Raw genomic sequence first — 13,709 nt, forward strand, 5'->3', positions numbered from 1 at the left:
ACCATGTCCAGAACTGCTTTCCATGTCGTTGTTTTCCTTGTCGGCCTGCTGGCCGTGTGCTGGATCGGCATTGGCTACGTTTCGGTGCATCCGCTGGGTGCAGCGGTGGCGGCGATCATCGCGGCCTGCTACATCGCCGGTGGCGTGGAGCTGTACCGCTACCTCCAGGCCAGCAACGGCCTGCGCAGCGCGCTGAACGACCTGTCCAGCGCGAAAGAGAGCCTCGCCCCCTGGCTGGAACGCGTGCCGGCGGGCCTGCGCAACGCCGTGCGCCTGCGCGTGGAAGGCGAGCGCACCGCCCTGCCCGCACCGGTGCTGACCCCATACCTGGTTGGCCTGCTGGTGCTGCTGGGCATGCTCGGCACCCTGCTGGGCATGATGGACACGCTGCGTGGCACCGGCCTGGCGCTGCAGAGTGCGACCGACATGGCCGCGATCCGCGGCTCGCTGGCCTCGCCGGTGCAGGGCCTGGCGGTGGCATTCGGTACCTCGATCGCCGGTGTGGCCAGCTCGGCCATGCTCGGCCTGCTGGCGGCATTGCTGCGTCGTGACCGCCTGCAGGCCGTGCAGCAGCTGGACCGTGCCATTGCCGGCGACCTGCATCCGTACTCGCAGGCCTGGCAGCGCGCCGAATCGCTGCGCCTGCTGCAGGCACAGTCTGCGGCGCTGCCGGCGCTGGTCGACCGCCTGCAGGCGATGACCAGCACTTTTGAACAGCACAGTGCGGCCGCCAATGAGCGCCTGCTGGCCGGCCAGGCCGAGTTCCTGACCCAGAGCCAGGCCCTGCAGGAACGCCTGGCCGTCTCGCTGCAGCAATCGCTGCGCGAAGGTGCCGAAGCCAGCGCCGCCGCCATCGGTGGTGCGCTGCAGCCGATGGCCGAAACCACCCTGGCTGGCCTGGCCCATCACGGCGAAGCACTGCATGCCCGCGTCGAGCAGGCCGTGCAGCAGCAGCTGGCCGGCCTGAGCGAGGGTTTCGAGCGCAGCCGCGTCGCCACCGAGGCCAGCTGGGCCAAGGTGGTGAGCGAGCAGACCCAGGCACAACAGGCGCTGGTCAGTGATCTGCGCCAGCACCTGCAGGCCTTCAGCGATGGCCAGGGCACGCACGCCGAAGCACTGGTCGCGCGTCTCGGCGAGCGCCTGCAGGCCGATGCCCGCGGCAATGCCGAGGCATGGCGCGCCGCCGCCGAACAGCAGCAGGCACTGAACAGCGCGCTGGTCGAACGCCAGCAGCAGGCGTTGCTGGCCTCCAGCGAGCATCTGGACGCGCGCGCGCAGGCGCTGCTACAGGCGCTGGAGCAGCACCACAGCACCAGCCAGGCGCTGCTGCAGGACCACGAACTGCAGCGTTCGCAGCAGTGGCAGGCCGCGCAGGCCGCTGCCGCGGCCGCGCACGCCGAACTGCAGGCTGGCCTGGACAGCCGCGAGCAGCAGCGCCAGGCGCGCTGGGACGCGATCAGCGCCGAGCTGCAGCAGGCCCACGCCGCGCTGCAGGCGCAGCTGCAGGCCGGCGACGAACAGCGCCTGCAGCGCTGGAGCGAAGCCTTGCAGCACGTTTCCAGCGACCTGGCCGAGCGCCTGCAGGCCAACGGCGAACACCTGGCTGCGCAGCAGCAGCAGGTCTGCGACGCCCTGGCGGCCACCGCACAGCAGATCGGCGAGAACGGTCGCGCGCAGGCCAGCGCCACGCTGGCTGAAGTGTCTACCCTGCTGCAGACCGCCGCGGCCGCGCCCAAGGCTGCTGCCGACGTCATCAACGAGCTGCGCAGCACGCTGTCCGAGAGCCTGGTGCGTGACAACGCGATGCTGGAAGAGCGCGGCCGCCTGCTGGCCACCGTGCAGACCCTGCTGGATGCGATCAATCACGCTTCGCACGAGCAGCGCACCGCTGTGGACGCACTGGTCGGTGGCTCGGCCGAGCTGCTGGAGCGGGTTGGCAATCGCTTCACCGACCATATCGCCGCAGAGACCGGCAAGCTGGATGGCATTGCCGCAGCGCTCAACGGCAGCGCTGCCGAAGTGGGCCAGCTGGCCGGCACGTTCGGCGAAGCGGTCGCGCAGTTCGGCAGTGCCGCCACCGAGCTGTCCGGCCGCCTGGAACAGATCGGCGGCGCACTGGATGCCTCGCTGGCCCGCAGCGACGAGCAGCTGGCCTACTACGTAGCCCAGGCGCGCGAGGTGGTCGACCTCAGCCTGCTGTCGCAGAAGCAGGTGATGGAAGAACTGCAGCAGCTGGCCGCGCGCCGCGGCAAGGCCGGCAGCGCATGAGCGACGAGCTGGAGGTCGACGGCGGTTCGCATGCCCCGATCTGGGCAGCCTTCGGCGACCTGATGTCGGTGCTGCTGGGCGCGTTCGTGCTGATACTGGTCGGTGTGGTCGCCGTGCAGCTGGAGCTGTCGCAGCGACTGGACCAGGAAGTGAAACAGCGCCAGGCCGAAGCCAAGCGCCTGCAGACGCTGGAGCAAGCGTTGGCTGGACCGCTGGCGGCCGGCCGCGTGACGCTGGTGGATGGCCGCATCGGCATCAGCGGCAGCGTGCTGTTCGCGCTGAACTCCGACCAGCTGCAGCCCGAAGGCCAGGAGCTGCTGCGCAGCCTGGCCGCACCGCTGGCCGCCTACCTGGGCAGCCGCGAAGAGATCCTGATGGTCAGCGGCTTCACCGATGACGCGCCGGTACGCGAAGGCAACCGGCGTTTCGCCGACAACTGGGAGCTGTCGGCGCAGCGCTCGCTGACCGTGACCCGCACCCTGATCGCCGATGGCGTACCGGCTGACGCCGTGTTCGCCGCTGCGTTCGGCAGCGAGCAGCCGGTCAGTTCCAATGCCGATGAGGAAGGCCGCGCACGCAACCGTCGCGTAGAGATCGCGCCGATTCCCAAGCCCAAGGCCCCGGATGCCAAGTAAGTCGCCAGCGCTCGAAGGCCTGCGCGCACTGGTGCGCGACCTTGATGCAGGGTCGCGCTCGCTGCCGCATTACCCGCAGGTGCCGATGCTGCAGCAGGTGCAGCGCGAGTGGACGGAGCTGCGCAGCGAACTGCAGGTGCGCCGCTCCCTGCGCACCGAGGCCCCGGCTGACGGCGGCCCGCTGAACTCGGCGGTGCTGGTGCAGCGCATGCTGGACACGATGCAGGCCACCAGCCCCGGCTACCTGCGCCACTTCATCGACTACGTGGACATCTTGTCCTGGCTGCAGGCACTGCAGGATGGCGCCGCCAGCGGTGCGGATAGCGCAAAGCCGAAGCGCACGCGCAAGCCGCGCCAGACGCCGAAGGAGTAGCGCCGGCTGCTGGCCGGCAATTGATTGATGGCCGCAGGTCCATGGGGTTGCCGGCCAGCGGCCGGCACTACCATCGCGGGTGCTCTGTGCGCGGAACACGATCTGCGCTGCGCTTCGGTTCTGCCGTGGTACTGCCGGCCGCTGGCCGGCAGCTACGCGTCTCCGCGCGGGTCATGGGGTTGCCGGCCAACGGCCGGCATCACACCCCGTCCGACCACGCATGCGGATACTCGCCAATCTGCCCAGCAAGACCGGCGCGTACCGGATTCCCCAGGATGTACAGCGCTTGCCGCGCCATCGACTCCTCGGCCCTCACGGCATGATCGAAGTAGCCGGGCTGCCACACCGTACTTCGACGGCCCGCCAAGCGATTCAGGGCAAGCGCGCTCGACGATTTCATCCGGCGTGCGATGTCTGGAAGGTGGGCTGCGCGCAGCTCGAACATCCAGTGGACGTGATCTGGCATGACGACCCATGCGTGTGACCGTACGAGCCCGCGCTGCTCGATGTAATCGAACTGGTCGATCACACATGCTGCTGCAGCTTTGCTTTCAAGGAGCCGGCGGCGCTGATGCGTGGTAGTTGTCAGAACGTAGACCTGGCCGATGATCGAGTGACGGCCCAGGCGGAGGCGATGGCTGCTCATGCGCCATGGTGGGTCGATCATTGCGCGTTGGCTGTCGGGCCATGGCTCGACGGGGGTTGGGAGATGTCTGAAGGTGAATGAGATTGCCGGCCAGCGGCCGGCACTACCGGGGCCGTAGGCTGCCGGCCAGCGGCCGGCACGACCACAGCCGGCAGGCGGCCGTCGGGGCTCAGCCGCGCAGGGTGGCGCCGCCGTCGACGTACAGGTCGCTCATCGCCACGTGCCCGGCCTGTTCCGAGAGCAGGAACATTACCGAGTGCGCGATGTCCTCGGGGGTGGCCAGCTTGCGCAGTGGAATGCCGGCCTTGTAGGTCTCCAGGCTGCCGGCGATCACCCGCTCGGCACCGTGCTCGTCCTGCCACATGCCGGTCTGCATCGGGGTCAACGTCGATCCCGGGGCGACGATGTTGCAGCGGATTCCCAACGGCGCCAGCTCCAGCCCGAGGCAGCGGGTGAACATGGTGGCGGCGGCCTTGGATGCCGCATAGGCGGCCATCCCGTGTCGCGGCACACCGGCCGCATTCGAGCTGACGGTAACCATCGCGCCCTGCCCGCGCGGCGACATCACCCGCGCCAGAGCACGCCCGACATGGAACACGCCGTCGGTGTTCACCGCGAACACCCGGCGCCAGTCGTCATCGCCGGTCTCGGTCACGCCGCCCACATGCAGCACACCGGCCACGCTGGCGGCCAGCATGATCGGCCCGATGCTGGACTCGACCCAATCCACCAAGGCGTCGACGGCCGCACTGTCGGTCACGTCAAGAGCAAACGCCTGCACACGTGCATCCGCGAACATGGGTGCCTCGCGATCGGTCGCCACCACGGTGCAACCGGCCGCGGCCAGCAACCGTACCAGTGCCTCGCCGATGCCGCCGGCAGCGCCGGTCACCAGCGCCACACGACCATCAAAACCGGTCAATTGCATGTTGCGGTCTCCTGTTGCTCGTCCCAGTGGCGCAGCCGCGCCGACAACCACGGTGCCAGCTGCGCCACCGCATCGCGGCCGGTCAGTTCGGCGTGCAGGAACGGCAGTTCCAGTGCCTGCACCTTGCGCGCGTGGGTCCGCCACAACGCCGACTGCAGCTGTGGCCGCGCCTGGTGATCCCGGCCCGCGCGGACGTGCACCAGCGTGCCGTCGAATGGTTGGTGGATGTGCTCGCGGATCAGCCGGTTGGTACCGGTCACCGCGCGCACCACGCCGTCAAGCACCACATCCGGCAGGCTGCCCAGTGCACTCCCGCCGCGACGCAGGAACGCGAGTATGCGTTCACGACTGTCCAGTTCCGGATGCGCATCCGGGTCGTGGCCGGCAATCGCCAGTAGTGCCCGCAGTGCGGCGACGGCGTCCGGTTCAGGCTCGGCCCGCCAGCACTCGCTGGGATAGGCGTCCAGCAGCACCAGTTCGCCGACGTCGCGGCCGATCTCATGCAGCCGCACCGCCATCGCCTGGGCCAGGATGCCGCCCACCGACCAGCCCAGCAGATGCACCGGCCCCTCCGGCTGCAGTGCAACCACGCGCTGTACGTAGTCGTTGGCCATCGCCTCGATGCTGCTCGGCAGTGGCAGCCGCGCGTCCAGTGCCGGCGACTGCAGGCCATACACCGGGCGGGCTGGTTGCAGTGCCCGGGCGAGCGTGCGGTAGTTCCAGGCGATGCCACCGGCCGGGTGCAGCACGAACAGCGGCGTGGGCCCGGCAGCGTCGGTTGCGGCCAGCGCGATCACCGGCCCCAGCGCGTGATCGGCCAGCGCGGGTGGCGCGGCAATACGAACCGCCAGCGCGGCCACGGTGGGCTGGGCAAACAAGGCGCCCAAACCCAGATCGCAGCGCCAGCGCTGCTCGATCGCCAGCAGCAGGTGCACCGCCGACAGCGAGTCACCGCCGAGACTGAAGAAGTCCGCATCCACCGCCACCGGCGCCTCACGCCCAAGCGCCTGTGCGAACAGCAACGCCAGCTCCTGTTCCAACGGCGTGCGCGGCGCCAAGCCGGCAACTTCACGTTGCGGTGGCTTCGGCAACGCATTGCGGTCGAGCTTGCCGTTGGCGGTCACCGGCCAGTGGTCCACACCAACGATGGCCGAGGGCACCATGTAGTCAGGCACACGCGTGGCGAGGTGGCTGCGCAGCATTACGGCATCGGCAAGCGCGGTCGGCACATAGGCCACCAGACGCGCTTCGCCGGGAGCATCCTGGCGTAGCAGCACTTCCACCCGCTCCATGCCCGGCAGTTCGCGCAAAGCCGCCTCGATCTCGCCCAGTTCGATGCGCAGGCCGCGCAGTTTCACCTGATGGTCGCTGCGGCCCAGGTACTCCACCGCACCATCGCGGCGCCAGCGCGCCACGTCGCCGGTGCGGTAGATGCGCTCGCCCGCCAGGAAAGGATCGGCAAGGAAGCGTTCGGCGGTCAGATCGTCGCGACCGAGGTAGCCGCGTGCCAGCTGCACGCCGCCCAGGTACAGGTCACCGGCCACACCGACCGGCACCGCCTGCATCCGGGCGTCCAGCACGTACAGGCGGGTGTTCCAGACCGGGAAGCCGATCGGCACCGGCCGCGAGCGATCCTGCGCTGACGCCGGCCAATAGCTGACGTCCACTGCGGCCTCGGTCGGGCCATACAGGTTGTGCAGTTCTGCGTGCACGCGCGCATGGAAGCGGTCGCGCAACGCAGCGTCCAGCGCCTCGCCACTGGTGAATACGCGGCGCAGCTGCAAACCTTCGGAGGCCGGCGCAGCGAGGAAGACGTCGAGCATCGACGGCACGAAATGCGCGGTGGTGATGCCATGGCCCCCGATCAAGCGCGCCAGTTCAGTGGGATCGCGATGCGCATCGGGCCTGGCAACCACCAGCGTTGCCCCGCACAGCAGCGGCAGGAAGAATTCCCAGACCGAGACATCGAAGGTGGCCGGGGTCTTCTGCAGCACGCGGTCATCGGCGCCGATGCCGTAGTGCTCGCGCATCCACAGCAGGCGATTGACGATCGCGCGGTGTTCGACGACCACGCCCTTGGGCTCGCCGGTCGAACCGGAGGTATAGATCACATAGGCGGCATCGCTGGGCGCAGGATCCGCCCATGGCGCCGCAAAACTCAGCGCGGTCCACTGCTCCGGTGCGAGCACCGGCACACCGGCCATGCGCACCGATACGTCTGGCGCAGCCAGTACGCACACCGGCTGCGCCGACGCAAGAATACGTGCCAACCGCTCGTCAGGATGGGCAAGGTCCAGCGGAAGATAGGCCGCGCCTGCGCGCAGCACCGCGACCAGCGCGAGCACCAGTTCCAGCGAGCGCGGCAATGCCACCGCGACTACGCTGCCCGGGCCGACGCCCATCCCGCGCAGTTGTGCGGCAAGCGCGAAACTGCGCGCTTCCAGCGTTGCATAGTCGAGCGTAGTGCCGCCGAACACCAGCGCCGGCGCGTGCGGATCCCGATCCATGCCCTGCTGCAGCAGTTCAACCAGGGTAGTCTCGGGAAGCGCGTGCGCGGTGGCATTGAAACCGTGCAGCACCTGCTGCGCCTCCTCAAGCGTCGCCAAAGGCACGGCTGCAATATCGTCAGCCTGCAATGCTGCCGACACGAAATGCAGCAACCGCGCTGCATGCGCATCGACATCCTCGCGACTGTACAGCGCGGGATTGGCCTCGATCTCCAGATCGAGAAGGTGCTGGCCATCGCCACGGAAGCCCAGTGTCAGATCATCCACCGGCCCGGTGCACAGCACCTCCAGCGTCGCCTGCACGCCGGCCAGCGCCAGCGGCTTGTAGAACGGCTGCACATTCACCAGCGGACCGTGCAGGCGCTGCTGCGCGCCGACCAGCCCCAGGTCGCGGCGCAGCTGCTCACTGCGGTAACGGCCGTGCTTGCGACCCTGGCTGAGCTGCCGGCCGAGGCCGCGGGTGAAGGCCTCGACGCTGCCCTCGCCGGCCGCTACGCGCAGCGGCAACACGTTCATCACCATCGCCGGCACCCGCGCCGACGCGTTGCCGAGCCGGCCCATGTAGGGCACGCCCAGCACCACTTCATCGGCAGCGCTCATCCGCCGCAGGTACTCGGCCGCCAGCGCGGCCAGCACATCCGGCCAGGGCTGCAGCCAACGTACCGACGCCTGCAGCAGCTGCTCGCGGAAGGCCGCATCGAGCGGCCGCACCCAGCGCAGCGCATCGTCGCTGGCCGCCACGGTGCCTGCCAGGCCCACGCCCGCCGGCGCCCCCTGCAACTGCTCGCGCCACCAGCGCCCGGCCTGCGCACGACGCGGGTCGGCACGATAGGCGGCGTCATCCGCCAGCACGCCCGCCAGCCCTGGCAGCGGTTCAGCCATGCGACCGGCATGCAACGCGCACACGCGATCGGTGAACAACGCCATGCCGTAGCCATCGGCGGCCAGATGATGCACGCGCAGGTACCAGACCCAGCGCTGCCCGCCCAGGTCAAACAACACCTGCTGACTGATCCGGTCACGGGTGGGATCGACCGGGCTCAGACGGTCGGTGTGCATCAGGTTGCGTGCCGCAGCGGCGGGATCCGCCGCGGTGGAAACATCGCGCACCGAAAGCAGCGGCACGTGTGCCGGGTCATGCCACTGCAGCGGCTGGCCATCGGCCCCTTCGGCAAAGCGCAATGCGAAGGCCTGGGCCTCGCCTGCAGCCTGGTCTGCCGCTGCAATGAACGCGGCCACGTCCAACGGGCCGTCGATCCACACCGCGTGCGCGGTATTGAATGACGGATTGTCCGGTGCCAGCCGCTGTGCGAACCACAGTCCGGCCTGGGCCTCGGTCAATGCCACCGGTGTGGCCAGCGCAGCGGCGTTCATGCGTTCTGCGCGGCCTGCAGTTGCTGCACCACAGCCCACCACTGGCGCAGCGTGGTGTGCTCGGCCAACTGCGAGAACTCCAGCGGCAGGCCGGTGTTGCCCCAGGCCAGGACCAGGCCGAGCATGCGCATCGAGTCCAGGTCCAGGTCGATCAGGTTGTCGTCGTCACCGATCTCGGCCGGGGCACATTCCAGCACGCGCGCCACGTCGGCACGCATCCGCTCCAGATCCAGCACCTCACCCGTGGCGGCCATCACAGCACCTCCAGCAACTGGTCGGTGGTCATCGGTACGCCACAGGTGCGGGCAATCCAGTGCAGGGCCTGATCGTGGTCAGCACGCGAGAAATCCGCTACCGCATCGGCCGCGATGAACGCCTCGATGTCGCGCTGGAAGGCTTCGACCACGGTGGCCGTGCAGCCTATATGCGCATACACGCCAGTGACCAGCAGCTGGTCGCGTCCACGCACCCGCATCAGCGTCTCCAGGTTGCTGCGCTGGAACGCGCTGTAGCGGTGCTTCACCAGCACGTGCTCGCCAGGCTGCGGTGCCAGTGCCTCGATGATTGGTTCATGGTCGGCGCTGCGACGCATGCCTGGTCCCCACAGGTCGGCCTGCAGGCCACGGTCACGGCGGTCCTGGTCGCCATGCTGGGCGGTGTAGAACACCGGAATGCCGTGCGCGCGGCAATGCGCCAGCAGCCGTGCGATGTTGTCCACTGCCGGCCGCAGCGGTGCGTTGCCGGCCTCGAATGCGGCCAGGAAATAGCGCTGCATGTCGTGCACCAGCAGCGCGACACGATCGCGCTGCGGGCGCCACGGGCCGCGCGCCTGCGGCAGTTCGGCGGCAGTCGGCAAGGGGTAATCGGTGATACGGGGCAGCGCCATCAGCGCGTTCCTCCTGTCTGTTGCAGATGACGCGCACGCAGCTGCGCGCGCAGTTCGCGGCGGCTGATCTTGCCGACCGCGGTGGTATCGAAACTGTCGACGAACACGACCTGGTCGGGCACCTTGAACGCGGCCAGGCCGCGCCCGCGCATCCAGGCCTTCAGTGCCGGGGCCTTGATCGGCTCACCCTGCTGGATCACGAACGCGCAGCTGCGCTCCCCGAGATACTCGTCAGGAATGGAGACCACGGCGGCGTCGAACACGCCGGGGTGGGCCAGAAGGTGATCTTCGATCTCCTCGGCGGAGATTTTCTCGCCCGCCCGGTTGATGTGGTCACCGGCACGGCCCTGCACCACCAGGTAGCCTCCGGGCAGCTGCTGCACGCGGTCGCCGGTGCGGTAGAAGCCGTCGTCGGTGAACGAACGCGCATTGGCCACCGCATCGTTGTGGTAGCCACGGATGGTGTAAGGGCCGCGGGTCAGCAGATGCCCTACCTCGCCTTCCGGCACCGGCTGGTCATGGTCATCGACCACGCGCACCTCGTCGTCCGGGCTGATCGGCCGGCCCTGGCAGGCTACGATCAGTTCTTCCGGATCATCCAGCCGTGTGTAGTTCACCAGGCCTTCGGCCATGCCGAACACCTGCTGCAGGGTGCAGCCCAGGCCGTCAATCACCCGCCGTGCGGCTTCCGGCACCAGTTTGGCCCCGCCCACCTGCAGTACCTGCAGGCTGGACAGGTCGTGCTTGCTGGTGGCGGCGGCCTGTGCCCACAACAGCGCCAGCGGCGGCACCAGCCCACAGCAGGTCACTTGCTCGCGCGCGATCAGCGGGAAGGCCGCGTCCGGCCCCGGACCGGGGCTGAGCACCACGCGGGCACCGGCATACAGCGCGCCGAAGAAACCGGGCGAGCTCATGGGAAAGTTGTGCGCGGCCGGCAGCGCGACCAGATACACGCTGTCGCGGTCGATGCCGCAGAGGTCATTGCTGGCACGGAACGAGTAGATGTAGTCGTCGTGGGTGCGTGGAATCAGCTTGGACAGCCCGGTGCTGCCGCCGGAGATCTGCAGGAACGCCACCGACTGCGGGTCCGGGTCGGCCGGCAGCTGGTTGCGGTCTCCCTGCAGCGCCTCGAGCGCGGTGAACTCTGCTGCATCGCCATCGATGACCACGTGGCGCAGCGCCGGCACCTCGGCCTGCAGCGCCCGCGCCAGCCCGCGATGATCAAAGCCATCGTGCAGGTCGGCAGTGATGTAGGCACTGGCTTCGGCCTTGTTGGCGAAGTGCACCAGCTCGGTGATGCGGTGCGCCGGCAGCGCGTACACCGGCACCAGGCCGGCGCGGAACAGCCCGCATACGGTGGCGATGAACCCGGCGGTGTTGCCCAGCTGTACCAGCACCCGCTCACCGGGTTGCAGGCCGAGTGCCAGCAGTCCGGCACCGATGCGACCGGCCTCGTGCCACAGCTGCGCGTAGCTCAGGCGCACATCGCCAGCGACCACGGCGATGTCATCAGCGTAGCGTTCCGCACGCTCACGCAGGAACGCCGGGAAGGTCTCGCCGCGCCAGTAGCCCGCCTCGCGATAGCGCGCCACCAGCGCATCGGGCCATGCCTGCTGCAGTGGCAGGCGGGAAGAAACAGTGGGCGTGTTCATGGAGCAGGCTCGATGACGGGCGCGGCGTCGTGGACGCCCAACGCGTTCAACAGGGCGGCAAACTTCGCCGCGGTTTCGGCGACCTCGGCCTCGGGCTGCGACTGGGCAACGATGCCGGCGCCGGCGTACAGGCGCAGCTGCGTGCCCTGCAGGCGTGCGCAGCGGATCGCCACATACCAGTCACCATCCCCTTGCGCATCCAGCCAGCCGACCGCACCGGCATAGAAGCCACGCGGCACCGGCTCAAGCTCGCGGATACGCTGCAGTGCCGCCAGCCGGGGTGTACCGCAGACCGCCGGCGTTGGATGCAACTGCGCCAGCAGCTCGGCCGCCGATGTCTGCGGATCCTTCAGGGTGGCGTGGATGCGGGTGCCGAGATGCCACATGCTGGCGGTGGCATGCAGCACCGGGCGCGGCTGCGCATCGATGTGGCTGCAGTGCGGCGCCAGGCCCTCGATGATGGCCTCGACCACGTGGCGGTGCTCGTCATGGTCCTTGTTCGAAGCCAGCAGCGCCTGCGCGGCGCGCTCGTCCTCGGCGGCATCGGCACTGCGGCGCGCGGACCCGGCCAGCGGGTGCGACAACAGCTCGGCGCCACGCTTGCGCAGCAGCAGCTCCGGTGTTGCGCCGACCAGCCAGGCCGGTGCGTGCCCCGGTTCAACCGGAAGCGGCACCGCATAGGTCGCCACCGAGGGATCCGCGCCCAACCGCGCCAGCAGCACCTCTGGAGACAGCGCATGGCGGCTGTGCGCCAGCAGGCTGCGCGCCAGCACCACCTTGTGCAGGTCCTGGTCGGGCGCGCGCAGCGCCTTCACTGCCTCGGCAACCGCGGCTGCATAGTCCTGCGCTGCGGGCTCCGCCTGCAGCGGGCCCTGCAGCGCCGGCGCCGCCCGTGGTTGCAACGGCAGGGCCGGCAGCAGGCGCTCGGGCTGGTACAACGCGTCGTCGGCACGCGGTTCGAATGGCACCGCACCGACCAGCAGGCCCGGACCGCCACGCTGCTGGGCGAAGAAGGCCGCAACGCGCTCCGCCAGGGTTGCCAGCGCGTCACCCGGCAGCGCGAGGCGGCAACCGCGTGCGTGCACATGCTGGCCGGCATGCTGCAGCAGGAACAACGACGCGTCGTCAGTGCTCTCGAGCGGCGCGGGCGCAGCCTCCGGCCACGCGCCCTGCATCAGGGAATCGTTCATGGGGTCTCCTTCATCCGATGCGCTGCAGCCATCGCGCACAGCAACAGCAGCAGCGCGCCGACCAGCAGATATGGCAGGCTGGGCCCGCCGCGATACAACAGCGTGCCGAGCATCGGCCCGGCCACCATGCCCAGCCCCTGCGCGGCAGCGACCGTGCCCGCCGCGGCACCCTGCTCGTGCGCTTCCACCGCGTCGGCGGCCAGCGCCTGGAACGAGGGGAATACGAAGCCCATGCCGAACGCGGCCAGCGCGTATGCCGCCGGCAACTGCCAGCCCTGCTGCACGCCCGCCACCGAAGCAAAGCCAATGCCGGAAATCAGCGCGCCGAGGATGATCCAGCGGCGCGGATGCACCTCCAGCTTCATCACCAGCGCCTGCGCCAGGATCAGGCCGATGCCGACCGCGGTCAGCGCGATGCCGGCCATGCGTGCACCAGCGGCAGCATCCAGGCCCAGGCGATCAATCGCGAAAAAGCCCACCGTCACCTGCGCGATGGTCACCGAGACCATGGCGATGAGCGCCGCCAGCTGCGGCAGGCGCAGGCGCGGGTCGAGGCGGCTCATCGGCGCGCGGCGCTGTGCGGACGCGCCAACCACCGGCGGTGTAGCCGGCAGCCGCCAGGCCAGCAATGCCAGTGCCAGCAGCGGCAGCAACGCGGCCACGTACAGCGCCAGCGAAAGGTTGGTATAGGCAAGCCAGCCGGCAGCGGCCGGCCCGAGCACCATGCCCAGCGCATTGGCGCTGCCCAGTCGGGCGAGGAATTTCGCACGTTGGCCGGTCGGTGCCTTGTCGGCGATGAGCGCGGCTGCGGTGGGCGGCACCGCCGCGTAGAACAGGCCGATCAGGCCTCGCGCACCGACCAGCACCAGCACCGATACCAGTACCGGCGGCACCGCCTGCAGGGCAACGTCGATGAACACTGCCAGCGCGATGTAGACCACGGTGTAGGCGCTCATCGCCAGCATCAGCACGCGCTTGCGGCCGATGCGGTCGCTGAGCTGGCCCCATGGGCGCGCGGCCAGCATCCACAACGCGCCCGCGGCGGTGACCGACAGTCCGGCATGCCACTCGGACAGCCCGAGCATGCGGACCACCGGACCGATCACGGCGACGAAGGACATCATCGCCATGGTGCCGATCAGGGCGGCCACTACCAGCGCCGGCAAGCCGGGAACGACGGGACGTGCGTGCATGGAACACCAGCCGTAACAGGAAGGGATCGCCGGGCGCACCTGCGCCCCGCCCGGCGC

At 69.4% G+C, this 13,709-nt stretch carries 11 protein-coding genes; 3 read left to right on the top strand and 8 right to left on the bottom strand.

Features of this window, described 5'->3' with window-relative positions; translation table 11 throughout:
- Positions 1–3 precede the first annotated feature (3 nt).
- From AC5P7F_RS13500 to AC5P7F_RS13510, 3 genes are read left to right on the top strand one after another with little or no spacing between them, the layout of a single operon-like run.
- A complete protein-coding gene (locus AC5P7F_RS13500; protein ID WP_164077163.1) occupies positions 4–2,268 on the top strand; it encodes a DUF802 domain-containing protein in 2,265 nt (754 codons plus the stop codon).
- Positions 2,265–2,903 carry an OmpA family protein gene (locus AC5P7F_RS13505; RefSeq protein ID WP_014647413.1) on the top strand — a complete coding sequence of 213 codons (639 nt, stop codon included), beginning with the start codon at positions 2,265–2,267 and terminating at the stop codon, positions 2,901–2,903. The genes AC5P7F_RS13500 and AC5P7F_RS13505 overlap by 4 nt, the downstream gene beginning before the upstream one ends.
- Entirely contained in the window at positions 2,893–3,276 is a 384-nt protein-coding gene (locus AC5P7F_RS13510) for a DUF2894 domain-containing protein (protein WP_164077164.1), read from the top strand. The genes AC5P7F_RS13505 and AC5P7F_RS13510 overlap by 11 nt, the downstream gene beginning before the upstream one ends.
- Before the next feature lie 199 nt (positions 3,277–3,475).
- Here the strand turns inward: AC5P7F_RS13510 and AC5P7F_RS13515 are convergent, their stop codons facing one another.
- The 8 genes from AC5P7F_RS13515 to AC5P7F_RS13550 form a co-directional block, all read right to left on the bottom strand.
- A complete protein-coding gene (locus tag AC5P7F_RS13515; RefSeq protein ID WP_164077165.1) occupies positions 3,476–3,922 on the bottom strand; it encodes an REP-associated tyrosine transposase in 447 nt (148 codons plus the stop codon).
- A 169-nt stretch (positions 3,923–4,091) separates the two neighbouring features.
- Positions 4,092–4,850 (bottom strand): 2,3-dihydro-2,3-dihydroxybenzoate dehydrogenase, encoded by a 759-nt coding sequence (locus AC5P7F_RS13520; RefSeq protein WP_164077166.1) that lies wholly within the window; start codon positions 4,848–4,850, stop codon positions 4,092–4,094.
- Positions 4,841–8,731: an enterobactin synthase subunit F gene (locus AC5P7F_RS13525; protein WP_197641351.1), complete on the bottom strand. Its 3,891-nt coding sequence runs from the start codon at positions 8,729–8,731 to the stop codon at positions 4,841–4,843. Before AC5P7F_RS13525 ends, AC5P7F_RS13520 begins: the two co-directional genes overlap by 10 nt.
- Entirely contained in the window at positions 8,728–8,985 is a 258-nt protein-coding gene (locus tag AC5P7F_RS13530) for a phosphopantetheine-binding protein (protein WP_075077147.1), read from the bottom strand. The genes AC5P7F_RS13525 and AC5P7F_RS13530 overlap by 4 nt, the downstream gene beginning before the upstream one ends.
- On the bottom strand, positions 8,985–9,617 hold the full coding sequence (locus AC5P7F_RS13535; RefSeq protein WP_134808983.1) for an isochorismatase family protein: 633 nt from the start codon (positions 9,615–9,617) through the stop codon (positions 8,985–8,987). Before AC5P7F_RS13535 ends, AC5P7F_RS13530 begins: the two co-directional genes overlap by 1 nt.
- On the bottom strand, positions 9,617–11,269 hold the full coding sequence (locus AC5P7F_RS13540; protein WP_014647420.1) for a (2,3-dihydroxybenzoyl)adenylate synthase: 1,653 nt from the start codon (positions 11,267–11,269) through the stop codon (positions 9,617–9,619). Before AC5P7F_RS13540 ends, AC5P7F_RS13535 begins: the two co-directional genes overlap by 1 nt.
- Positions 11,266–12,459, bottom strand: a complete 1,194-nt coding sequence (locus AC5P7F_RS13545; protein ID WP_164077168.1) for an isochorismate synthase — start codon at positions 12,457–12,459, stop codon at positions 11,266–11,268. Before AC5P7F_RS13545 ends, AC5P7F_RS13540 begins: the two co-directional genes overlap by 4 nt.
- Positions 12,456–13,652 carry an MFS transporter gene (locus AC5P7F_RS13550; RefSeq protein ID WP_164077169.1) on the bottom strand — a complete coding sequence of 399 codons (1,197 nt, stop codon included), beginning with the start codon at positions 13,650–13,652 and terminating at the stop codon, positions 12,456–12,458. The genes AC5P7F_RS13545 and AC5P7F_RS13550 overlap by 4 nt, the downstream gene beginning before the upstream one ends.
- Between the last annotated feature and the right edge of the window lie 57 nt (positions 13,653–13,709).

Source organism: Stenotrophomonas sp. YJH_SMC_105-26, from assembly GCF_059368915.1.

Coding starts and splice junctions, on each gene's coding strand:
- AC5P7F_RS13550 (WP_164077169.1), bottom strand. CDS start 13,652: ATGCACGCACGTCCCGTCGTTCCCGGCTTGCCGGCGCTGGTAGTGGCC.
- AC5P7F_RS13510 (WP_164077164.1), top strand. CDS start 2,893: ATGCCAAGTAAGTCGCCAGCGCTCGAAGGCCTGCGCGCACTGGTGCGC.
- AC5P7F_RS13535 (WP_134808983.1), bottom strand. CDS start 9,617: ATGGCGCTGCCCCGTATCACCGATTACCCCTTGCCGACTGCCGCCGAA.
- AC5P7F_RS13525 (WP_197641351.1), bottom strand. CDS start 8,731: ATGAACGCCGCTGCGCTGGCCACACCGGTGGCATTGACCGAGGCCCAG.
- AC5P7F_RS13540 (WP_014647420.1), bottom strand. CDS start 11,269: ATGAACACGCCCACTGTTTCTTCCCGCCTGCCACTGCAGCAGGCATGG.
- AC5P7F_RS13505 (WP_014647413.1), top strand. CDS start 2,265: ATGAGCGACGAGCTGGAGGTCGACGGCGGTTCGCATGCCCCGATCTGG.
- AC5P7F_RS13530 (WP_075077147.1), bottom strand. CDS start 8,985: ATGGCCGCCACGGGTGAGGTGCTGGATCTGGAGCGGATGCGTGCCGAC.
- AC5P7F_RS13515 (WP_164077165.1), bottom strand. CDS start 3,922: ATGAGCAGCCATCGCCTCCGCCTGGGCCGTCACTCGATCATCGGCCAG.
- AC5P7F_RS13520 (WP_164077166.1), bottom strand. CDS start 4,850: ATGCAATTGACCGGTTTTGATGGTCGTGTGGCGCTGGTGACCGGCGCT.
- AC5P7F_RS13545 (WP_164077168.1), bottom strand. CDS start 12,459: ATGAACGATTCCCTGATGCAGGGCGCGTGGCCGGAGGCTGCGCCCGCG.
- AC5P7F_RS13500 (WP_164077163.1), top strand. CDS start 4: ATGTCCAGAACTGCTTTCCATGTCGTTGTTTTCCTTGTCGGCCTGCTG.